We start from the raw sequence: 21623 nt of genomic DNA, 5'->3' as shown, positions 1-21623 counted from the left end.
TATTACTATCTAATTTCATTCATAACACTACCTTTCAAACTTTACAACTGATTATAGTGTATCAAAGTTTGTGCCTATCGGCAAGTGCTATCCATCTCCCACTTTAGAAGTGGGAGAATTTCGCACGTAAGGTTAAATTTTTCTATAGTTGACCTTATTTCAATATTCTCCATGTATTTCTTTTTTGATTCATATAGCATTACTTATATACTAATTCAAATTCTTCACACACCACTAACATATCTTCTGAAAATTCCTTTCCTTGTTCTTTTAATCCCCTAGTAAAGGCATCTATATGTGCTTCTCTCCAATACTTTAAAGATTTATCTCCTTCCCCTTCAGTTTTTGCAAATTCTTCTGTTACTTCATCAAAAGGTACTATGGTTACTTTCTTTGTTTGAATAATACATTCAGCTATACCATCCCAATTAGTAATTACATTTAAATCACCTTCTTTAGGTAGAGGTTCATTCTCCACTTCATACCAATAATATAATGAAGTAGTTGCTCTTTTAACTTTATCTTTAACTAATTGGGCTAATTCATTAGCACTTTTTTCATTATCACAAAAGTACCATGAAATATAACTTTTATCAGTATTTTCAATATGTTCCCCTATAGATTTTAAATATCCTTTCCACATTTCTTCCACTGAATTGTGCTCTTTTATCATATCCTTCACTCCTCTTCCCGACTATCCTATCTATGAATTTACACATGCTTTTTCATTTTAACTGCTGATAGTTCTTTTCCTGACCAGTTTAACTTCATGTTTTCTACCATCTCAAAGCCATTCTTAAACCAGAAGTCTAATACATGTTCATCATAATCATTTACAACATCAATTCTTATATAATTAACTTTATTTCTTTTCAAATATTCCTCTAATCCCATATAAACTTCTTTCCCATAGGCCCTATTCTTATATTCATCATGTATCATAATCAAAGATAAATAGCTTTCTTTATCTACAGAGAAATCCATTAATCCTATAATTTTTAATGTTTCTTTCTCAACAATTTTACATGAATAAAAACCAGCTTGCCTCATTTCTTGTATTTCATTTTCTAACCAATTCATATCTACTTTTTCTTTATCCATGTGACACAGGAGAAATTTATTATTTGAGTTGTATATCTCAATGATAGATACCAGTTCCTCATCCTGTATAAAATCCACATATGTTCTTAATGTTTCAAGTATCATATAAACTCCCCTTTACTTTTCATGTGAAAATTAACAATTCAACAAATATATTTTAATCTTCTACTCAAACTTATGTGTTACATAATCCCAAGGTTCCATCCCCCTTCTATATGGACAGGATAATGTGAATTCATCCTCACTTTTCCACTCTACCCTATAATTTTCCCCTTTAAATGGCAAAGAGGCATCTCCTGTGGATAATTCTATTGGCAATTTTTCTTTGAATAAGAAATTCTTCTTTTCATAAATATAAATATATGTGGCTGCTGCCAACATCTGATGTTCTGATACTATCATGGTATGTGTTTTATTAGGTGATGTAATATATGTATTTGAAGATGGAACGCTAAATAAACTACCAAAAATGGAACCTAGTATAAAGAGTATCACCAAAATATAATATATTACGTTTAATATGCTATTCTTAATACGAATTACTAGTTTTATTCCTATTACAATAGCTATATCTACCATTAAATACATACTTTCCATAATTAGTTTATATTCACTATTTTTTAATAAACACCTTACTATTAATAAGATTAATAATATGGGTATCCATTTCTTTTTAATAATCATTATACTCCTCCATGTCCCCTATCCTTTTGGCCAAACTATAGTTCCATCAAATCCATAACCATCGTTACCTAATAAAATCTCATGGGTATTGCCATTACAATCTTCCCACTTAATCTTTTCCGATGGCATTCCACAGGGTAAATATGTTTCAATGTAAATGCTCTTATTTCTTACCTCTTTTAACTCATGTATAACTTCCTTTTCAATAAATTCCCCAGTTTCACCATTAAACTCTATCTTTATTAATTGAAAATCATATATACTTCCAGTAACTTCAGCTCTAAGAAATTTTCCACTACCTGTACCTTTTATTTGTAATTCTTCATAATCTTCCACTAGATTATCCCTATTAGAACCTATGATACATATGGATTGTGCTGGTATACTTGCATCCTTTAAAATGTAACTTATTGTTTTTCCCTTAACATCTATTATTCTTAATTCTTTCTCTTCTTTGGAACTTAATTTTTCTGACTGATTTTTTAAATCATTTATTTCATTCTCTAATTTTTCAATTTTCATATTTGCATTATGTAATTTATTTTCTAATTCATTTATAGTTGCTTCATAATCATTATTATATTTAGAATTTCCACTAAATCCTGTTAATACCACAACAATAAGTACAGCTACCATAAAAATATATTTTTTCACAAAATCACCCCTATTTTTGTCTCAGTTGAAAACTTTACTATACCTTCCCTAGGCTTTATTTATACAGCAACTTTCCTACAAAGGTAAATGTAAAGCAAGTTTTCACATGATATAGATTTCTGGTGTATAAACTTGCTTTATATGGGCCTATTTCAGGAAAATATATTGAAAATCTTTTCCATTGAAGTCCTTGTCACAAGCGAAAGTGTGAATCTTCGTATATAGGTTCATGTGTCATGTTGGAGTAGCATAGGATGTTGTGACGTTCCTCAATTCCAAAGATTTTCAATATATTTTCCCTTATAGGCAAGTTACTATATAAAACAATCTTAAAACCAAGAAATCTATAAATCTATAGTTATTTTTATTTATTTAGCTGGTCATTAAGTATACTCATAATAATTTGATTATAATACTTTCCATCTCTATATAATCTATTTCTTAAAACTCCCTCTTGTTCAAATCCACACTTTTCATAACACTTAATGCCTCTTTCATTAAATGAATGTACTTTTAAATGTACACAATATAAATTCAAATTATAAAAAGCATATTCTACTAACTTTCTTATAACCTTTTTCCCGTAGCCCTTACTCCAATAATCCTTTTGCCCAATTAATATTTCTAGCTCACAATTAGAATTTATCCAATCAATACTATTTAATGCACATTTACCTATAGTTATTCCATTCTCTAGTTCTATCATAAACTCTTTATTTTTATTGTAATCTAGATGGTTTAACCTTTCTTCAATCTGCTTATATCCTACCAATGTATTCCTTATAGAATAATAGTATCTTATTTCCTCATCTTGAAACCATTCATATATTCTTTTATAATCTTCTTCAACTATATTTCTAAATATAAACCCCTCACCTTTAATCAACTGTTACCTCCCTATATGCCATTAATTTTTTCTACAATATGGGTAAGCTTATATATCTAACCCTATTAATTCTCTCCATTTTTGTCCATTCTCACAATTAGGATCTATTCCACTTAATTTAGATTTCACAAAGGGTACCATTTGATCACATTCAGTTCCTGGACATCCTAACTTTGTCCATCTATCCATAAAATCAATAAAATTATCTCCTAATATGTACCCATGCCCTTCCCCATCATCATGGCTTAAGTAAACAACAGGCGTTTTACTTGGATAATTCTTTAAGTCAAATGCAATATAATCTCCATTTCCAACTTCTAGAAAGGCTAATTTATTATGCCATACCCTATCATATTCATTATGTTCATTTGAAAAACAATTTTTTACCCAATCATTTTTCTCTTCATTTATTTCACAAATATTGTTTATATTCCAATTACAATTCCCATCAAATATATCTTCTAATTCATTTGGCAATTCTATAGTATCTTCTAAGCTCCAATAAAAATCTACTTTTGAAGAAAATTCTAATAATACTTGTCTAAAACACTCCGGTAGTTTATATCCTAAATTATTTTCTACTTTCAAAACTTCTTCTAAGGAAGCTCTTTTACCTATTGTGAGTTCATTTACTTCTCCACCAATTGATTTAATTGCTTTTAATGTTTTTTCCCATCTTTCTATCCATCTATGATCTTTCATATAACCTTGTATCTCCTCTTATTTTTAATTACTGTTTAAATCCATATCCATTACTTCCAGTATTTTTTCTACATAAGTTCTAGCTCCAACAATTTTTACACTTTTATGGCCTAAAGTTATTACAACTTCTTCACTAAATATTTTATCTATCCAGGTAGGTATGCCTATTAATTCATTATTTTTTTCTTTAACTTTCCATTTATTCTCTTCTAATATATTTATTAATTTTGATTTAAATTCATCTCTATTTTCTATTTTGATTTCAACTATCTTCCTTGCATATTTCCACGCATTTCCTAGTACAAATACAGGTGTAAATCCTAATAGAAAGGGCAAATTCATATTTTTTTTCAATATTAGACATATTGCTCCGTGTATACCTATTATAATTAATGTCATCCTAAAACCAAAGTTAATAGAATGTTTTATATGATAAAATTTTTTAAGCATAAATTCTCTCCCTATATTTACTGTCTATTCTATTTTTCTTGGATATAATTTAATCCTTCTCATTCTTTAAAAAGGTATATTCTTTGTAGCTTATATAACATTGGATCTTAAATACTCCATATTGTCCAAGTGTTTCTTCAATAGGTCTTTATCATGGAACTCTATTTTTTCATTTCTTATCAATTTAGAAATATAGTCTAAATTCTTTCTTATTACATCTTTATTTGTAATATCTCCATGACTTTGTACTACAATATCTGGATTGATTTTAATATATTGTTCTAATGTTTCCTTATATTTCTCTAGTTGGGTCCAACATATATAACTTGGAATAGGATCATCTATGTTATCTCCAACAAATAGGGTATTATTAATATAATCATAACAGGATGCTGAATCTTCAGTGTGTCCAGGGCTATAAAAGAATTCCAAACCTTCTTCTTGGAACTTAATCTTCTCTTCAAAAGTATTATTTGGCAAAACTATATGTATATTTTCCTTAGCAAATAGTTCAGCCTTTTGAATCAATTCATCTTCTCCATTTTTTTCTATTAAATCTCTACATTTTTTGTGAGATATAATCATACAATTATGAAACTCACTATTTCCCCAGATGTGATCCCAATGACTATGGGAATTAAATATAATATATTTCTTTTTTCCAAAATTAGATTCAAGGTATTCCTTAATCTTTTTCATAAAATGGGGTCCTAAATAAGTATCACAAATAAAAAAGTGTTTGTTCCCTTTTATTACATATACATTGGTCACACAATCATATTTAGAATTTTTAAGTTCAAAAAATGTAAACAGTATACCTCTTTTACCAACATGTTTAATCTCCATAATCTAGTTCCTTTCTTCAAATGAAATATATCTAAAATATATAGCTATTATAACATCATTGCTAAATTTTCCCAAACAATTATAACGTTTATACTCAATTCTCCTAACCTTGTATATTTACGTTATCCATATTTGTGGTGTTTATTTCCTAATATATTGAACTCATTATTTGTAGATAATAATAATAATGGAAAAAGAAAGAGGTGAGTATATTGTCAAAAAAGCCTTTAGTAAAAGAAGCACGAATGGCATTAAATCAATTTAAAGAAGAAATGGCAAAGGAGCTAGGTATTTCTACCACAAATACCAATTTATCTAGTCATATTACATCTAGACAAGCAGGTCAAATGGGTGGAAAATTAGGTGGACAAATGACAAAAAGATTAGTAGAAAATGCTTCAAAGGGTATGACCCCTTCTGATTTTTAAGTAAGTGTATAAAAAAGGATGAATGAAAGAAACCTTTCATTCATCCTTTTTTAGTGTAAGGAACAATTCATCATTCTAATATTCAAATTAATACACAATATGTCCAGAAGTTTGTGGTGGAAGACTCTTGGTCATCATCATTGGTGAAATTACTCTGATAAGTGCCCCTTTTTCCACTGTCTTATTGTAATAAGTATAAGCATAAGACGTATGGATTACCACTGTATCCATAGGGTCTGTAGAATCTTTTACTTGTGAAATGGTGATAGTCATGGCACCCGTTTCATCATAAGAAATGTGCGTTACATAACCTGAATGTATTGCCATTTCACCATCATAAAATCTTAGATTTCCCTCTTCTACCCTTATACCTTTACCCAGAACCTCTACAACAAATTCAACTGGTACGTACATGCGATTCTCTACAATTTTAGGTGCTGAACTCAGTTTTTGTGGAGCTATTTTATTTCTAAAGTATTCATTCTTTCCTACAGTAACACTTGTCCATTGAGAACCCTTTGATATTTCAACAGCCTTGGTCTGTCCATTCCAAATCACATTATAACCCATATTTTTTGCTACTACGGAAAGGGGCATCATCATAACTCCATCTACCTTTACAGGTGCTAACTCCGTCTCAATCTCTTTATCATTATATGTCATTTTAATATTTTTATAAATTTCCTCATTATTTCCATCTATTATATTAACTATTTCATCCTCTTGTACAAAAACTTCCTCTCCATTTTTGTGCACAAGTACCCTAAGAGTTTCCAAAGGTTCATTTTCCCATGATTGTCTAAGTGTAAAAGTAATGGTTGAAACACCATCTCCATTTATTTCAAATGCAAACTCTCTATTTCCTCCAGCTCCTGGAATTTCTATTTCAGGTCTAATTTCTTTCTCATCCATAAAAGTCACATGTTCTTCATCATCAATGGCATAAGACCATATATATCCTGTTGATGGATTTTCTTTAAGATCAATTTTAAATTCATCACCTGATATGGATACATTAAATTTAGTAGACGATTTTTCTAAATTATTTATCACACATTGGGGCTTAATAATATTAGCTTCTTTATCTGCAAAAACAACTCCACATGAAAACACCATAATTCCTGTTAATAATATACTTATCATTTTCTTCATTTTCAAAATTCCTCCCATAAAATATATCTTTAGTTGTGTCTTTATATATGTATGACGTACAAAATAATAAAAAGTTCCATGTTGGGGACAGTTCATCGTCATATTTGATATATTTTTTGCTAAAAAAATAAAGACCCTAAATATTTCAACGTCTTTTAACTTAGTTTTTTCAATTCTATGCACAACAAAAACACCCTTTTAAACCTATTAAATTTTTTATATCTTAAGAACTTAATAAAAACTCATCCATAATTCCACCATATCTATTATCATTAAAAACTAGATACAATCCCAAATTACTTAACTCAGATACCCTTGATTGTGTTATATTTCCTAAAACCTTGCATATATTTTTCTGAGTTATATTTGAAAAGCAACTCATAAAGAAACATGCCAAAGCTCTCATATGGGTATATTTTTTATTGTATTTTACATATATTTTTCTTTTGTCTTGATTAGTATATTTAGCTACAAACTCTATTATATGAATAGGTTTGCTATTTCTTACTATAACTTTTCTATACCCCCTATACTCAGTCCCTTCATTTACAAACTCTCCATCTAAGTTTTCATCATATCTCTCACATTTAAATACCTTTTTTAAATGTATCTTCATACCAAATTTACTTAGTAGATTAATTCCATTTCCTAAAAAATCTTTACTTAATATATCATAGGTATTGGAATTTTTCATGTACTCCCTTAAACTTGAAAATTCATATTTTATTATTTTCTCTTGTGTATCAACTATATCCTTTGGATTATTGTGTATATACGCACTGACCATTGATAAGTACTCATTGGTATCCACAATTTTACTTTTAAATCTATCTTGAAAAACGTGTCCATGGCGTGCATATTTTCGATTAAAATATTGAGCATAACAAAAATTTATGGAATGCATAATTCTTGATATATCGGCTCCGTTACAATCTAATAACATATGACCATGGTTATCTAGCAAACAGTATGCATATACTTTAAATTTGTATTTTAATTGATATTTTCTTATGAGTGAAAAATATTTTAGTTTATCATCTCTTTCTTTAAATAGCTGTATCTCGCTAATGGATCTTACCATTATATGGTATATTGAAAAATGATTTTTTGCTCTTGCAAGTCTTGGCATAGAATATCCTCCTAGTTTTTTATTATGAGGATATTTTATGTAATATTAGATTTTTTATTCATGAGGCACGATTAACTGTCCCATACTTCGAAATATGTTTTGTCTATGCCATGACAAGTATTTCTTATTATGTTCATCTAATTCAATTTTCATGCCATCACGAATATTAAGTAATATTTTAGCAGAATAAGATAGTTCATTTGATATAATTATTTCCCCCTCATTATTAAATGTAATATATCCCCTATCAAATACTGCATCATGATGTGGACATAGTAAAAAACCATTATTTGTATCAACTTTTTCTTTTTCATCGCAGTCTTTCCATGGTTTTATATGACTAGCTATGAGAAACTCTTCTTGTACCAAACCACATATGTGACATTTTCCATATCTTTTTAGTAATAATTGTTTGAATTTACCTTGTCCTATTCTCACCTTTACTAATTGGTCTTTTTCTCTTCCTGTCAAATCACTACTATCATATATAACACTTCTTTCTTTGACATAACCTTGATTTGAATTATTATTAAGTATATGATTTAAATAATTCTTTTCTTGTATTTTTTTCAGTATGTATTCTCCTGATATCTTATTCAATTCATATAAGTACCCTTGATTCCCTTTTCCCTCTTTAGTAAATGGAGAATACTTTTCTGGTAATAACTCCTTCAATCCATCAAATATATCTTTTATGTAAATAGGCTCAACTAAACTATTATATTCTAAATCTACTTTCCAACCTTCTTCTGCCCATTGAATTTTATCAAAATCCCATGGCTTAATGGAAGTATAACAATGAGAAATAGCTGTACCTACTGATACAATTTTCCCTTTTATTACACTAAAAACAATATGCCCTTCCTTTACTTTTTTCATATTCGACCAATGAAATATTTCTTTTCCTGATTTAGAACGTTGAGGTGCCCATAAAAAGCCACCTTTGAATTCATTTTCAAAAGTTTTATTTTGATGCACAATAAAATAATTCATATACTACTCACCCCTTGTCCTTCAATTAATGAACTCATTGTATGTTTGTTAATCTAACTGTTTAATATTAACTCCTATATTGTAGTTCAATAATACATTATTATGTATTATTTTACAATTATGTATTTATTACCCATATATTCATCATAAAAATACTCCCTTCATATACAAAGAGAGTATCTTCAAACTAATCTTCCCTATTCATCTCATAAACCTTCAAAGCAATCTGCATATTTAATATATTATTATAATCATCAAAATCCACATGGTTAATTTCCTTTATCCTCTGCATTCTGTATATAGATTTCGTAACACTAAGCTTTCTTTATACAATAACCTACCTACAAGAGAACATATATTGAAAATTTTTGGAATTGTAGAACGTCATAGCATCCTGTGCTAATTCAACATGAGTCATGGACCCATATACGAATTTCTATTACCAAAATTAGGGCAAAAGTCCCAGTATTGCTACAAGGATTGAAAGTCAAGGGATTAACCGTATATATATTAAGATTTTACTAAATCTCTAAATTATTATCATATATTTTATTGTAAAATAGTAATATAATATAATGTATAAGTGTTTTACTAGAAGGTGGGAATTATGAATAGATCAAATATATTAAAAGAAGTAACTAGGGAAGAAGCAGCTAAAATAGTAGCTGAGCTAAATGAAACATCTAAAGAACTAGAAGAGTTATCACAATTCGTAGTAAAACTACATGATGAGATAGTTAAAAGTAAATAAAAACAAAGGGCCCTATTAAAATTTAATATGGGCCCCTTAGGCATATGAAAAAAATAAACTAGTTAATTTTTTTCATATGCCTTATTTTCTATTTATTCTGGTAGTCCTTTATTTAGTATAATCCCTTCTATCGAACTATTGGACGTGTATGAGATGCATTACAGATATTTTCTGCCATATTAGCCCTATTAGATAGGTTTGTGAATAAATAGTAAAAAAATATTATTTATCCACATAACCTTAATAGTTTTTACACAAATACACAAAAAGTCCTAGAACCTATGGAACCCTATGGTTCCCCCAAGCCTATACTATTCTATTTCATCAATAATATACTCAGTTTCTTGATATACATAATAGTTAAGCCAATTAGTAAACAGTAAATTAGCGTGGCTTCTCCAGGTTAAAACTGGATTGTTCTTAGGGTTATCCCTTAAGAAATAATTCTTAGGTATTTCTATGTCTAACCCCTTATCCACATCCCTTTCATATTCCTTTAGCAAAGTATCAATATCATATTCAGAGTGACCAGATATGAAAAACTTCCTTCTATCTTTAGAAGCTACTATATAAACTCCCGCTTCATATGAATGGGATAGTAAATCTAAATCTTCTACCTTTTCTATGTCTTCTTTTCTGATTTCTGTATATCTAGAATGTGGAACCCTAAATAATTGATCAAATCCATAAAAAAGTTTTTCCTCAGGTTTACTTATTTCATGATCAAATACTCCAAATAATTTCTCCTTTAAGTCGTATTTAGGTATATTGTAATAATGATATAATCCAGCCTGAGACCCCCAACATATATATAATGTTGACATGACATTTTTATTAGCATAATCTAAAATTCCCTTTAGTTCTTCCCAATAGTCCACTTCTTCAAATTCTAATTGTTCCACAGGAGCTCCTGTAATAATCATTCCATCAAATTTTTTATTCTTTATGTGACTAAAGTTTTTATAAAAGGTATCTAAATGGGTTTTTTCCGTATTTTTAGATTCATGGGATTCCATACAAAGGAAGGTCACTTCTACTTGAATTATGGAATTTCCTATGAGCCTAAGTAGTTGTCTCTCTGTAGTCTTTTTATCAGGCATTAAATTTAATATGGCGATTTGAAGGGGTCTTATATCTTGATGAATGGCCCTATCTTCCTTTATGATAAATATATTTTCCTTCTTCAATTCTTCCCCTGCTGGTAATTTATCTGGTACAATAACTGGCATATACTCTCCCCCTATCCTTGAACCTTCTCTAAGGCTTGCCTAAAGTCTTCTATAATATCATCTATGTGTTCAATTCCCACAGAAACCCTAATAAGTTCTGGTAGTACTCCTGCATGTCTTTGTTCCTCTTCACTTAACTGCCTATGGGTAGTAGAACTAGGATGAATAACTAACGTCTTTAACTCTCCCACATTTGGTACTAATGTGGCTAATTCTACAGAATCTATAAATATCTCTCCAGCTTTTTTACCTCCCTTTATACCAAAGGCCAACATTCCTCCTGCTCCATTAGGTAGATACTTTTTTGCCAACTCATAAGAACTACTAGATTTTAGCTTAGGATAATACACCCAATCTACCTTTTCATGATTTTCTAAATATGTTGCCAGTTTTAAAGCATTTTCACCATGTCTATCCATCCTTATGTGTAGAGTTTCAAGTCCCATATGAAATAAAAATGAGTTAAATGGACTTAAACAAATTCCTAAATCCCTTAATAATTGTACCCTTGCCTTTCCTATGAAAGCTGCCTTTCCGAAAGCCTGCGTATATACCATGCCGTGATAACTAGGATCTGGCTTAGTAAGTTCTAAAAACTTGCCATTATTCCAATTAAAGTTACCACTATCTACAATTACTCCTCCTATGGAATTACCATGGCCACCAATATATTTAGTTGCCGAGTACACTACTATATGGGCTCCATGTTCAAAGGGTCTACATAAGTAAGATGTGGCAAAGGTGTTATCAACTATAAAGGGAACATTAAATTCCTCTGATAAATTACTAAATTTATTAAAATCTAGTACGTTAAATCCTGGATTTCCTATAGTTTCTCCATATAAGGCCTTAGTATTTTTCCTAAAGGCATTCCTTATTACTTCTATGGGGTCATTAGGATTTACAAAGGTAACCTCTATTCCAAATTTCTTGAAGGTATTATTAAATAAAGTATAGGTTCCACCATACAAAGTACTTGCAGCAACTATATGGTCTCCCCCTCCACAAATGTTTAAAAGGGCTAAGCTAATGGCTCCTTGGCCAGAAGATGTGGCTAGGGCTCCTACTCCACCTTCTAATGCGTTTACCTTTTCTTCAAAGGCACTACTTGTAGGGTTATTGATTCTCGTATATATATTTCCCGACTCCTCTAAATCAAATAATTTTGCAGCCCGCTCTGCACTTCCTAGATAATAGGATGCCGTCTGATGAATTGGCAAATTTCTAGCACCCGTTTCATCTGCTTTATAAGTTCCTTGTACTGCTTTTGTATTAAAATTCCAATTATCATTCATATGTTCTCCTCCTTTTTTTGGAGAATAGAAATACCAATTTAGAACTAATTTTTAGAATAAAAAAATCTTCTCCCATATATGGAAGAAGATAGTTCGCAAAAGTTCCCTATTCTCTCATCTTCCAGATAATGATTCTGCAGGATTTAGCACCTTTTCAACATTTTAGTTGATGGTTGCTGAGACGTCCCAGGGCCTGTTCCCTCTGTCTCTCTTGATGAGATATTAAATTTCTTAATATTATATTTTATTTTAACTTTTCTGTCAATAGACTATTTTTATTCTTTAAAATTATTCTGCTATTATTTCAATAATAGTACCCTTCACCTTATTATTATCATCACCTAGTATTTTTATAAATATCTTATCCTTCACAAATCTACTCGTATCTTCTTCCTTATTAAAACCATTTTCCTTTAATATATCTACAGCTTTATCTTCATCCATACCCTTTTTTATACCATATAAATCCTCATTACTACCCTTTAATATTATTTTTCTTACTTTACTGTCCTTATCAAATCCTATACTAATATTTTTATCCTCATATGTTCTTTCATATCCATAGACACAAGGAGAATGTTCTCCTTCTCCACCTAATATATCTAATACTTTCTTTTCTTCCATTAAAAGCTTTATTCCAAACATATTAATGTTAGGATTAATTTCTTCACTTATAAACTTGTCTTCCTTAGAACTGTTACATCCAGTAAATAGGCCTATAATCAAAGTTAAAATCATTATGCTATTTAATAATTTTTTCATCTTTTTCCTCCCTTAGGCATATTAAAAAGGATATAACCATAATCCTAGTTATATCCTATGTATTACTATTTTTCTACTTCATACTTTCCATCTTGCCATCCTATGATTCCACCAGGAAGACGGTACACATTTTTATATCCTAAAGACTTTGCTAAAGTTGCTCCCACGTGACTTCTTCCACAAGCAGTAAATCCACAATATATAACTATAGTCTTTTCTTTATCATCACCTAATAATTTTATAAATGCTTCCTTTTCTTCCTTAGTAGCATCTTCTATAGATTTCTTAGGCATTACTCCACTTAATGCAGTTGGTATATGACCTTTTTTGTAAAAATCATTTGGCATAGTATCTATAATTACCATTTCTTTTCCTTCATCTATCCATTTTTTAAGTTCTTCTCCACTAACTAAATCATATCCACCAGCCTGTTGACCCTTAGCTAATTTGATAGCAGCTGCCTCAATCTTTACTTCATTTCCATCTGGAGCTGTACCTATTTTCTTCGTTGCAGAAGAAGTTCCACAACCTACAAAGGCTCCAAGTGATAATACAACAACTAGAATTACTCCTAATATTCTTTTATTCATTAATTTCTCCTCCTTGTAAATACTAAGTTCTACATATTTTGCTATTTTAATATTATTACAAGATTCACCTAAAATCCAATTCATAATACTAATAATACTTTTAAAATTATTTAAAATTTCTATGCTTAATAATAATTCTTTTAAAGTACATGATAAGGACACAAAGAATACACACAAGGCCTTTATACTTTAATCATGGAAAATTTGTCCTAATAATGTACAGAAAAAATATTACTCGTAAAAGAAAGGAGTTTTTTAATAATGAATAAAAGAAATGCACTAACCATATTATTATCCCTATGCCTATTACTATCTGGATGTACTTCTACTGATGCAATTACTTTCACTAGAAATGAAAATAGTGAAACTAAAGTTAATGCTCATATGAATTCTAGTGAAAAGGATAGAGTTCTTCAAGAAGATAAGGAATTAGGTGAATTAATAGAGGATTCAAAGGAACAATTGTCTAATGAAGATTATACTAAAATAAAAGATCTTCATAAAAAACTTATGGAAGCAGATTATGAAGAAGACTTTGAAAATGGTGATGAAATCCATAAGGAAATATCAAATATCCTAGAAGATGCAGGAATTAATATAAATGATAATGAGGGTGAAATCCTAGGCCAATATGATGTGGTAGGGGGAAAGATAAATTTCCCTAAGGATGTGGACTCTTCCCATAAGAAACTTTGGCATAAGGTATTAAAAACATATGCTAATACACATTTAAGTAAAATAACATCCTTCTCTATTACTACAGATGGAAAGGATGGTATTTCAGGATCTATAGCTCCCATAGATGATAAAAATAAAACCTTTGATTTATCCTTAGACCCAGAAGATTCCTTTGATTCTAAGGGGAATCTAATAGGTAGAGAGTTAGATCACACCCTAGTTCACGAACTATTTCATATAGTTACTTTAAGTAATGATCAAATGAAGGATATAATAGATAATACAGGTGCCACCCTTACTATAGACGAAGGTACTACTGAAGAAAAATCTTATTTGAACACTTTCCATGAAAAGTTTTGGAAAGATATATATGAAGAATGTTTATCTATAGAAAAACTCAAGGCAGAATCTCCAGAAGAAGCTGAGGATTTAAGTATAAAGTTCTACGAAAAGTATAGTGACCAATTTGTTACAGATTATGCCGCATCTAACTCCGTAGAAGACATAGCAGAATCCTTTACTTATTTTGTACTTGACCCTAAGCCTCAAAATAATAGTATTAAGAATAAGAAAATACTATTTTTCTATAACTATACTGAATTAGTGAAATTAAGAAATACCCTAAGATCTAATTTAGAATTAAATTAAATACTAAATAAACATGGCCATCTATACCAAATGACCATGTTTATTTTTTTATAGTTTTATCCACTTTGCATTTCTACCCTTTCCTGTGGAAGCTATTTTTTCTTCAGCCTTTAACTTTTTGAGAACTCTATTTATAGTTGATTCTCCCACATGAGGGCACTTTTGTCTTATATCTTCCTTCGTAAATTGTCCTAAAATATGTTCTATAGTCTTTTCTACTCTTGAAGCCTTATTTCCAACTTGGCTATCTAATATGCCTACTCTTGATTCAAATTCTTTATATGCTCCTAAAATCATTCCTAAAAAGTATTCTAACCATATGAATATATTGTTATTACCTTCATGCCAATGTTTAGAAGATCCGTTTAGAGTTTCATAATAAGATTCCTTACTTTCTTCTATAATTTTCTCTAAACTTATAAATCTACCTACTTCGTATTCAAATTTATATAGTAGCAAAGTAGTCAAAAGTCTAGCCATTCTACCATTTCCATCATTAAATGGATGTATGCATAGAAAATCTAGAATAAATACACCTATTAATATTAATGGATCTATTCTTTCAGTAACCATTTCACTTCTTAAACTTCCACATAATTCTTCCATGGCCATGGGAGTTTCAAAGGATGATGTAGGTTTAAATCTTATATATCTACTTCCATTTGGTAATATTTCTTCTATCACATTATCCTGGGTCTTCCACTTCCCTCCCCAGCCTGGTAGGAACTTATACAGATCCCTATGAAGTTGAAGTATAGTATTACAGTTTATAGGAATATATTCATAAGAAGAATGAACAGTTTGCAATACATCCTTATATCCTGCAATTTCCCCCTCTGATCTATCCTTTGGTGATAAATCCTTATTTACTATATCCTTTAATCGTTTGTCTGTTATTATTATTCCCTCTATACTATTAGAAGCTTTAGTACTTTGTATTACAGCTATATCTTTTAGTTTTTCTAACATTTGAGGTGATTGTTGTTTATATAGTTGTTGTTTTCCTTTGTATTCATTAATTGAACTTATTAATCGCACAATTTTCATTGGAACACTAATATTTTCTAAATCTACATTTTTAAGCCACATTATAATATCCATCTCCTAATTTAATATGGTCATTTTCGTATAAATGACCATATTTATTATATAATAAATATGGTCATAAATAAATAAACATAGTCATTTTTGTGAAAATGACTATGTTTATTTATGAATTGATTTCTATGAGTCCATCTACTTTACTTTTATCATCTTTACCTATTCTCAAATATACCCTTTCCCTACTTTTACTAGTGCTTTTTCTACGGCGTTCATCATTCTTAAAGGTAAGCCACAATTCATAATAAGCCTTATGATTTTTCATAAAAAGTTGGCCCCACTCATACTCCAACAAACTATCCCATGTCCATTCACCCACTTGTGACACCACTTTTCCCTTTTCTATCACTTCCATGTGCTTACCTTTAAAATACATACCAAAACTGCCCATTCCACATATTAACCCAATCATACTAGAACCTATTCCCAATGACGCATAATCGTTTATAGTTAGAGCTTCCATTAAATCTCTGCTATTCCATGATTCTTTAGCTATTTCTTGAATATATATATAGTTAAACATTTCAAATATATTATGAACATAACCTAATTCCTTCATATAAGGATATGCATCATTTAGCTTTATGAAAAAAAGTAAACACCCTAATATGGCTCCTATACCATAGCATACAGAAAGTATTAAATATATATTTAAATTATTAGTACAAACAATATAAGCATTATTTATTCTCTTTTTATATTTCCTATAGGAATAAATACTACTTATAATACAAAGTAATAAGGCTATAGGTACAACTATATTAAATGTTCTCATTCTCTCACCCTCAATTCACCTTAATTATTCTTATATCTTCTCTATTTTTTAATAGGTTGTCATCCTTTATTCTACTTTTATATAACTCTATTTTCTTTAAATTTTTCATTTCTTCAATACCATTTAATGTTCCTATCTCTCCGTAATTTATCTTTAGTTCTTCTAAGGATTTTAAATTCTTACAAAAGCTTAAATCCTTTAACTTTACACCTTGAACCTCTAATTTTTTTAAGTTTACAAAAGTATCTCTTCTAAAATAATCATTAATCTTTACATAATAACAAATCAATTCATCTATATTACCTAGATTTTTTGTATTCACCACATAACTTAAACGCCCATGTTCTAGTTCTAGCTTCCTTAGTTTTTTCAATTTGTTTAATGGTTCTAATGATTGAATATTATTCAAATCTATATGCTATTGTGTTATAAGCACTGCTTTTAGAACACCCATATGTATATTAAAATTAGATAAATATATAAACATCATAAACCCTATATTAAAATAGCTCATAAATATCTTTTCTCTAAGATTTTTTCTTTCCTTATCATCCATAACGATCCCCCTAACCCCATAACCATTATACAATATTTCCCACAAGATTCCCATGCACAATCACTTATATGCCTTTAACTCAAAAAAATAAGAGCCAATTGGCTCTTATTTTACTCCGTCTTTAGAATATCTGTTAGCAGCATTCCAAAGCATATATTCTTTTATTCCTAATTCATCTAATGCTCTTACTTGAGCTTCCACTTCCTTAGGACCATACTTGATATGTCCTCTAACCCACTTAGCTGTGAAATCTTGAATCCACGGTCTTATGGAAGCTGGTGTTTCTATGTTTTTATTTCTATTTATGGCATCTTTAGTTCCATAGTATAGTGTTTCATATGGGAATGCATCTGGTACTGATAATCCATAAGTTCCGTTTGCATAGTGACTTGGGTACATCATAGGATTGATAGTATCAACTATATTACTCACAGCTTCCCAATATTGACCTAGGGCCATATCGTCTGTTACAGATCCTACTAGTCCGTATACGTCAGCTCCTATATATACTTCCTCTGGAGCTAATTGCTCCCTTGCAAACTTTAGGTAATTTTGGATTGTCTCTGGCTTACTTTCTCCTTTAGTATTTCTGTAGTCTAATAATTTATCTAATTTACCACCATTTGATGCTGGGAATCTTACATAGTCAAATTGTATTTCGTTGAATCCTACCTTTGCTGCTTCTTTAGCCACAGCAATGTTATAGTTCCATAGTTCCCTATCGTGAGCAGAAGCCCAAATAAGTCCATCCCTATTAGTAAATGGTTGGTTATTAGACTTATATATAATAGCTCTATCTGGATGTGTTCTAGAATATGTTGGATCTTTAAAAGATACTATTCTAGCTATGGCATAAATGTTGTTATCCTTTAGTTTTTTCATAAATGCTGCCACATCTTTAATTGATGCTCTTTTGTTTGCATCAGGAGCGTATTTCTCAGCAGCTTGTGTTTTAAATAGCATGCTTCCATTGTCATCTTTAACGTCTATTACAAAGGCATTAATCTTAGTTCTCTTACTCATTTCAATAAGTTCATCTAATTTTTTGTTAGAAGCACTATAAAGTGTCACATATACACCTCTTACTTCTTGCTTCGGATTAGATGGATAACTTTCCACTTTCTTTTGTGGTGAAAAATCTAGATTTCTAAGTTTTTCGGATAAAAGTTCTCTTCTGTCCTTTACCGTATACTCAGCAGCTATATATCCTTCTTTTCCATCATAACTTACTTTGTACCACTCTCTATTTTGTTCATCTATTGCACTTTCTAGTATAGTTACTTGTGATCCCTTTAGTAAGTTATCTACTATACTGGCATCTGCCTTTGCTGCTTCTCTCATTCTTAATTTACTAGCACTAATATATACTAGGTTACTTTCTTTCTCAGTTCCCTCTTTCCCCTGGCTAGTTTCGTCTTTAACATCCTTTGATGTAGTTTCTTTTGCCTCTTCCCCTTTTGAATCTACAACTTCAACTTGACCGTCCGTGCTCGCTACTGGTGTGTCTTTTTTAGTACATCCTACTACACCCACAACTAGTGCCAAGCTCAGACATAATGCTACAATCTTCTTCTTCATTCTGACACCCCATCCTATATTTTTACTTACCTTTTAATTATAACATGGCATTTTGTCTTTTTGATTAAATATTTTATTACGAAATAATTTCAAATTGAAAAAAGCCCCAAATTAGGCTTTTTTCAATTTATCTTTTATTTAATTTAAGTCCTACAGATTTTATCATTTCTATATCTTCTGATACATTCTTACCCGTAGTAGTAAGATAATTTCCCGTTAAAGCTCCATTTACACCAGATAAAAATCCGTCCTTATCCTTTTCTCCTAAGGCCTTTCTTCCTCCAGCATATCTTATAGTTGCATCTGGTAGAATAAATCTATATAGGGCAATTATTTTTAATATTTCAACAGGTAATAATATATAATTTTCTTCCATTGGCGTTCCCTTTACAGGATTTAATATATTTATTGGCACAGATTTAATACCTAAATTTTTAATTTCAAAGGCCATGTCAATTCTGTCTTCTTGACTTTCTCCCATACCAAATATTCCACCACAGCAAACTTCCATGCCCGTTTTTTGTACGTTTTTTATAGTTTCTATTCTGTCTTCATAGGTGTGAGTAGTACATATTTCCTTGTAGTATTCTCTACTAGTTTCTAGGTTATGGTGGTATCTAATAACACCCTTTTCCTTCAACTTCTTAGCATCTTCTTCCTTTAAGATTCCATGGGATGCACATATATGTAAATCTGTACTTCCAACCAGTTTATCGTATATTTCTAATAATCCCTCTAAATCTTCTTTAATATCTCTACCACTACTAACAAGGGAAAACCTATCTACACCCTCTGATTCCATTTCTTTAGCTCTTTCTATTATTTTATCACTATCTAATAAGCTGTATGTTTCTACTCCAGTTTTATAGTGAGATGATTGAGCACAATATCTACAGTCTTCTGAGCACTTGCCAGATTTCACATTCATTATGGTACATAGGTCTACCCTATCTCCCACAAGATTTTCCCTTATTTCATTTGCACTTTCAAATAATACTGTACAGGTTTCTTCATCTTGAATATTTGCTAATTTTAAAGCTTCTTCCCTTGTTATTTCTCCTCCATCTAGTATCATCTCTTTTAAACCTAGAATAAAGTCTCTCATCTCATATCTCTCCTATGCTACTTTTTTATGTATCTTAAAATATCCTGCTTTTTTAAGAGAAGGTATTACCCTTGAAGCCACAAGGGCTACTATACAACTTAATACAATATCTTGAATTATAAAAGGATAAAAACCAAATTGCATTGCATTATTAAAGGAAATTGGTTTACTCAAGTAATATTTAAGTATTACATATAAGTATGGAACACCAACCATATATACAGCTCCTAATCCTGGTAAAACACATTTTAATACATTAAAGAAACTATAATTTTCTTGTCTTTCAATTAAAAATCCTATTACTATAGCACATAATATGAAACCTAATAAATAACCAAATGTGGGAATCAACACATATGTAGGCCCTCCACCTTTAGTAAATACAGGTACTCCTGAAAGTCCTATGCCCACATATAATAACTGAGAATATAATCCCAATCTTCTTCCTAAAAGTATTCCTGCAAAGGCACAAAATACATATTGAAGAGTAAAAGGTACTACTGGGCCAGGAATTTGTATAAATGCACCGATTGCCGTTAAAGCGGCAAATAATGCCACTAATATAAGTTCTCTTGTCTTCATAAAACCACCTCATTTTTTTCTTAAGACCATAATATAATATTACGACTTTTAATGTCAACTAATATATGCAAAAAGGTTTACCTTTTACAAAAAAATAATGAGGCTTGAAAACCTTAGGCATATTCCTTATATCCTTTCCTTTAAATATATAAATACTAAAATCATCATAATTACCCAAGATCCAAAGAAATGCAACAAACCTTTAGACTTAACATCATAATTTTTACGTTCAATTTTCTGTTCTATATAGTCTAATATTTCATCTAATTTCAATATGCTTTTATAATTTTTTATTTGCATATTTAAGTATTTTTTATTATACTTTAGCTCTACAATAGACTTTGTATCCCTTATCTCTATTTCCTTTTCTGTATCAGAATCAGCCTTTAAATATAAATCATACTTATATTTCCTAAAAGCTTCCATTATTATGTCTTTAACTTCCTTATTATCCACATGATAAAATATTATTTCTTGATTACTTAAATCCCTATATATGGGATATAATATCATTCCTATAGGTATTAGGCCCATAAATAAAAGAGCTCCATCGTACCTATCCTGGTATAGGTCAAAGAATTTGTCTATTTGAAAATAAAGTCCTCCAAATATGAGTGCATATTTACTTAAAAATGACCTACTACACATATTAGTAGTACATGCCTTCCTAACCCCTTCTAAAAACAAAACCACCATGATTCCTATAAGAAGTTCCGTCTTTTCTAATATAAAATTCATTATCCATTCCATCAAACTCCCCCCCTTCATTATTTTACAATATTTGCCTCGACAAATACACTTTTTGTGAAAAATCATGACCACCCGTCGAACGGGTGGTTTGCTTTAGCCCTAGAAGGGCATGTTGCTCGCCGTGTCTTAAGACACATTGAAAGGTCTGCCAACCGCTTTCCTTCTCAGGCTACCCCTAAAGGGGTTATTTTTTCTTGC

Annotated in this window: 26 protein-coding genes and 1 riboswitch; of the genes, 3 read left to right on the top strand and 23 right to left on the bottom strand. The window is 30.2% G+C overall.

Translation table 11 applies throughout. From position 1 onward, the window contains the following. Positions 1-199: 199 nt before the first annotated feature. The 8 genes from N4A57_RS16025 to N4A57_RS15990 all read right to left on the bottom strand — a co-directional run bounded on the left by N4A57_RS16025 (position 200) and on the right by N4A57_RS15990 (position 5323). On the bottom strand, positions 200-673 hold the full coding sequence (locus N4A57_RS16025) for an ASCH domain-containing protein (protein WP_293659055.1): 474 nt from the start codon (positions 671-673) through the stop codon (positions 200-202). A 38-nt stretch (positions 674-711) separates the two neighbouring features. After that, a complete protein-coding gene (locus N4A57_RS16020; protein WP_293659054.1) occupies positions 712-1206 on the bottom strand; it encodes a GNAT family N-acetyltransferase in 495 nt (164 codons plus the stop codon). A 60-nt stretch (positions 1207-1266) separates the two neighbouring features. Next, a complete protein-coding gene (locus N4A57_RS16015; RefSeq protein WP_293659053.1) occupies positions 1267-1785 on the bottom strand; it encodes a hypothetical protein in 519 nt (172 codons plus the stop codon). A gap of 18 nt (positions 1786-1803) precedes the next feature. Further along, positions 1804-2439 (bottom strand): hypothetical protein, encoded by a 636-nt coding sequence (locus N4A57_RS16010; RefSeq protein ID WP_293659052.1) that lies wholly within the window; start codon positions 2437-2439, stop codon positions 1804-1806. A 364-nt stretch (positions 2440-2803) separates the two neighbouring features. Continuing rightward, the gene (locus N4A57_RS16005; RefSeq protein WP_293659051.1) at positions 2804-3325 is read right to left on the bottom strand and encodes a GNAT family N-acetyltransferase; all 522 of its coding nucleotides are present in this window, start codon (positions 3323-3325) and stop codon (positions 2804-2806) included. A gap of 48 nt (positions 3326-3373) precedes the next feature. Then, entirely contained in the window at positions 3374-4027 is a 654-nt protein-coding gene (locus tag N4A57_RS16000; RefSeq protein ID WP_293659050.1) for an SMI1/KNR4 family protein, read from the bottom strand. A 24-nt stretch (positions 4028-4051) separates the two neighbouring features. After that, positions 4052-4477, bottom strand: coding sequence for a hypothetical protein (locus N4A57_RS15995; protein ID WP_293659049.1), 426 nt, complete (start codon positions 4475-4477; stop codon positions 4052-4054). Between the two features lie 90 nt (positions 4478-4567). Continuing rightward, a complete protein-coding gene (locus tag N4A57_RS15990) occupies positions 4568-5323 on the bottom strand; it encodes an MBL fold metallo-hydrolase (protein WP_293659048.1) in 756 nt (251 codons plus the stop codon). A gap of 212 nt (positions 5324-5535) precedes the next feature. Between N4A57_RS15990 and N4A57_RS15985 the strand changes: the two genes are divergently transcribed. Further along, on the top strand, positions 5536-5751 hold the full coding sequence (locus N4A57_RS15985) for an alpha/beta-type small acid-soluble spore protein (RefSeq protein WP_293659047.1): 216 nt from the start codon (positions 5536-5538) through the stop codon (positions 5749-5751). Between the two features lie 87 nt (positions 5752-5838). Here N4A57_RS15985 and N4A57_RS15980 read toward each other — a convergent pair whose 3' ends face one another. The 3 genes from N4A57_RS15980 to N4A57_RS15970 all read right to left on the bottom strand — a co-directional run bounded on the left by N4A57_RS15980 (position 5839) and on the right by N4A57_RS15970 (position 8911). Then, positions 5839-6903 carry a stalk domain-containing protein gene (locus N4A57_RS15980; protein ID WP_293659046.1) on the bottom strand — a complete coding sequence of 355 codons (1065 nt, stop codon included), beginning with the start codon at positions 6901-6903 and terminating at the stop codon, positions 5839-5841. Positions 6904-7126: 223 nt separating this feature from the next. Beyond that, complete coding sequence (locus tag N4A57_RS15975; RefSeq protein WP_293659045.1) at positions 7127-8032, bottom strand: transposase; 906 nt, start codon at positions 8030-8032, stop codon at positions 7127-7129. A gap of 54 nt (positions 8033-8086) precedes the next feature. Then, positions 8087-8911 (bottom strand): HNH endonuclease, encoded by an 825-nt coding sequence (locus tag N4A57_RS15970; protein WP_293659044.1) that lies wholly within the window; start codon positions 8909-8911, stop codon positions 8087-8089. A gap of 721 nt (positions 8912-9632) precedes the next feature. Here N4A57_RS15970 and N4A57_RS15965 point away from each other — a divergent pair. After that, positions 9633-9776, top strand: coding sequence for a hypothetical protein (locus N4A57_RS15965; protein ID WP_293659043.1), 144 nt, complete (start codon positions 9633-9635; stop codon positions 9774-9776). Between the two features lie 311 nt (positions 9777-10087). On the opposite strand, the gene metA is transcribed toward N4A57_RS15965, so the two are convergent. The 4 genes from metA to N4A57_RS15945 all read right to left on the bottom strand — a co-directional run bounded on the left by metA (position 10088) and on the right by N4A57_RS15945 (position 13652). Then, entirely contained in the window at positions 10088-11005 is a 918-nt protein-coding gene (metA, locus tag N4A57_RS15960) for a homoserine O-acetyltransferase MetA (RefSeq protein ID WP_293659041.1), read from the bottom strand. An 11-nt stretch (positions 11006-11016) separates the two neighbouring features. After that, complete coding sequence (locus tag N4A57_RS15955; protein WP_293659040.1) at positions 11017-12300, bottom strand: O-acetylhomoserine aminocarboxypropyltransferase/cysteine synthase family protein; 1284 nt, start codon at positions 12298-12300, stop codon at positions 11017-11019. A gap of 111 nt (positions 12301-12411) precedes the next feature. After that, positions 12412-12521: riboswitch (SAM riboswitch) on the bottom strand. A 67-nt stretch (positions 12522-12588) separates the two neighbouring features. Next, complete coding sequence (locus N4A57_RS15950; RefSeq protein WP_293659039.1) at positions 12589-13062, bottom strand: hypothetical protein; 474 nt, start codon at positions 13060-13062, stop codon at positions 12589-12591. A gap of 65 nt (positions 13063-13127) precedes the next feature. Next, positions 13128-13652 carry a rhodanese-like domain-containing protein gene (locus N4A57_RS15945; RefSeq protein WP_293659038.1) on the bottom strand — a complete coding sequence of 175 codons (525 nt, stop codon included), beginning with the start codon at positions 13650-13652 and terminating at the stop codon, positions 13128-13130. A gap of 261 nt (positions 13653-13913) precedes the next feature. On the opposite strand from N4A57_RS15945, the gene N4A57_RS15940 reads away from it, so the two are divergent. Continuing rightward, positions 13914-14978 carry a hypothetical protein gene (locus tag N4A57_RS15940; RefSeq protein ID WP_293659037.1) on the top strand — a complete coding sequence of 355 codons (1065 nt, stop codon included), beginning with the start codon at positions 13914-13916 and terminating at the stop codon, positions 14976-14978. A gap of 48 nt (positions 14979-15026) precedes the next feature. On the opposite strand, the gene N4A57_RS15935 is transcribed toward N4A57_RS15940, so the two are convergent. The 8 genes from N4A57_RS15935 to N4A57_RS15900 all read right to left on the bottom strand — a co-directional run bounded on the left by N4A57_RS15935 (position 15027) and on the right by N4A57_RS15900 (position 21425). Continuing rightward, the gene (locus N4A57_RS15935) at positions 15027-16067 is read right to left on the bottom strand and encodes a Fic family protein (RefSeq protein WP_330671537.1); all 1041 of its coding nucleotides are present in this window, start codon (positions 16065-16067) and stop codon (positions 15027-15029) included. Between the two features lie 121 nt (positions 16068-16188). Beyond that, complete coding sequence (locus N4A57_RS15930; protein WP_293659036.1) at positions 16189-16854, bottom strand: hypothetical protein; 666 nt, start codon at positions 16852-16854, stop codon at positions 16189-16191. A gap of 10 nt (positions 16855-16864) precedes the next feature. Further along, positions 16865-17263 (bottom strand): hypothetical protein, encoded by a 399-nt coding sequence (locus tag N4A57_RS15925; protein WP_293659035.1) that lies wholly within the window; start codon positions 17261-17263, stop codon positions 16865-16867. Positions 17264-17272: 9 nt separating this feature from the next. After that, on the bottom strand, positions 17273-17410 hold the full coding sequence (locus tag N4A57_RS15920; RefSeq protein WP_293659034.1) for a hypothetical protein: 138 nt from the start codon (positions 17408-17410) through the stop codon (positions 17273-17275). A 105-nt stretch (positions 17411-17515) separates the two neighbouring features. Beyond that, the gene (locus N4A57_RS15915; protein ID WP_293659033.1) at positions 17516-18988 is read right to left on the bottom strand and encodes a putative glycoside hydrolase; all 1473 of its coding nucleotides are present in this window, start codon (positions 18986-18988) and stop codon (positions 17516-17518) included. A gap of 127 nt (positions 18989-19115) precedes the next feature. After that, positions 19116-20093 (bottom strand): biotin synthase BioB, encoded by a 978-nt coding sequence (bioB, locus tag N4A57_RS15910; RefSeq protein WP_293659032.1) that lies wholly within the window; start codon positions 20091-20093, stop codon positions 19116-19118. Positions 20094-20105: 12 nt separating this feature from the next. Next, the gene (locus N4A57_RS15905) at positions 20106-20675 is read right to left on the bottom strand and encodes a biotin transporter BioY (protein WP_293659031.1); all 570 of its coding nucleotides are present in this window, start codon (positions 20673-20675) and stop codon (positions 20106-20108) included. A 126-nt stretch (positions 20676-20801) separates the two neighbouring features. Beyond that, positions 20802-21425, bottom strand: coding sequence for a hypothetical protein (locus N4A57_RS15900; RefSeq protein ID WP_293659029.1), 624 nt, complete (start codon positions 21423-21425; stop codon positions 20802-20804). Between the last annotated feature and the right edge of the window lie 198 nt (positions 21426-21623).

It is taken from the genome of Anaeromicrobium sp. (assembly GCF_025210435.1).
In the GTDB taxonomy this organism is placed as follows: Bacteria; Bacillota; Clostridia; order Peptostreptococcales; family Thermotaleaceae; genus Anaeromicrobium.
This window is presented reverse-complemented; position numbering and strand designations above follow the sequence as displayed.

Coding starts and splice junctions, on each gene's coding strand:
- N4A57_RS16025 (WP_293659055.1), bottom strand. CDS start 673: ATGATAAAAGAGCACAATTCAGTGGAAGAAATGTGGAAAGGATATTTA.
- N4A57_RS16020 (WP_293659054.1), bottom strand. CDS start 1,206: ATGATACTTGAAACATTAAGAACATATGTGGATTTTATACAGGATGAG.
- N4A57_RS16015 (WP_293659053.1), bottom strand. CDS start 1,785: ATGATTATTAAAAAGAAATGGATACCCATATTATTAATCTTATTAATA.
- N4A57_RS16000 (WP_293659050.1), bottom strand. CDS start 4,027: ATGAAAGATCATAGATGGATAGAAAGATGGGAAAAAACATTAAAAGCA.
- N4A57_RS15995 (WP_293659049.1), bottom strand. CDS start 4,477: ATGCTTAAAAAATTTTATCATATAAAACATTCTATTAACTTTGGTTTT.
- N4A57_RS15990 (WP_293659048.1), bottom strand. CDS start 5,323: ATGGAGATTAAACATGTTGGTAAAAGAGGTATACTGTTTACATTTTTT.
- N4A57_RS15980 (WP_293659046.1), bottom strand. CDS start 6,903: ATGAAGAAAATGATAAGTATATTATTAACAGGAATTATGGTGTTTTCA.
- N4A57_RS15975 (WP_293659045.1), bottom strand. CDS start 8,032: ATGCCAAGACTTGCAAGAGCAAAAAATCATTTTTCAATATACCATATA.
- N4A57_RS15970 (WP_293659044.1), bottom strand. CDS start 8,911: ATGAAAAAAGTAAAGGAAGGGCATATTGTTTTTAGTGTAATAAAAGGG.
- N4A57_RS15965 (WP_293659043.1), top strand. CDS start 9,633: ATGAATAGATCAAATATATTAAAAGAAGTAACTAGGGAAGAAGCAGCT.
- metA (WP_293659041.1), bottom strand. CDS start 11,005: ATGCCAGTTATTGTACCAGATAAATTACCAGCAGGGGAAGAATTGAAG.
- N4A57_RS15955 (WP_293659040.1), bottom strand. CDS start 12,300: ATGAATGATAATTGGAATTTTAATACAAAAGCAGTACAAGGAACTTAT.
- N4A57_RS15950 (WP_293659039.1), bottom strand. CDS start 13,062: ATGAAAAAATTATTAAATAGCATAATGATTTTAACTTTGATTATAGGC.
- N4A57_RS15945 (WP_293659038.1), bottom strand. CDS start 13,652: ATGAATAAAAGAATATTAGGAGTAATTCTAGTTGTTGTATTATCACTT.
- N4A57_RS15940 (WP_293659037.1), top strand. CDS start 13,914: ATGAATAAAAGAAATGCACTAACCATATTATTATCCCTATGCCTATTA.
- N4A57_RS15935 (WP_330671537.1), bottom strand. CDS start 16,067: ATGTGGCTTAAAAATGTAGATTTAGAAAATATTAGTGTTCCAATGAAA.
- N4A57_RS15930 (WP_293659036.1), bottom strand. CDS start 16,854: ATGAGAACATTTAATATAGTTGTACCTATAGCCTTATTACTTTGTATT.
- N4A57_RS15920 (WP_293659034.1), bottom strand. CDS start 17,410: ATGGATGATAAGGAAAGAAAAAATCTTAGAGAAAAGATATTTATGAGC.
- N4A57_RS15915 (WP_293659033.1), bottom strand. CDS start 18,988: ATGAAGAAGAAGATTGTAGCATTATGTCTGAGCTTGGCACTAGTTGTG.
- bioB (WP_293659032.1), bottom strand. CDS start 20,093: ATGAGAGACTTTATTCTAGGTTTAAAAGAGATGATACTAGATGGAGGA.
- N4A57_RS15905 (WP_293659031.1), bottom strand. CDS start 20,675: ATGAAGACAAGAGAACTTATATTAGTGGCATTATTTGCCGCTTTAACG.
- N4A57_RS15900 (WP_293659029.1), bottom strand. CDS start 21,425: ATGGAATGGATAATGAATTTTATATTAGAAAAGACGGAACTTCTTATA.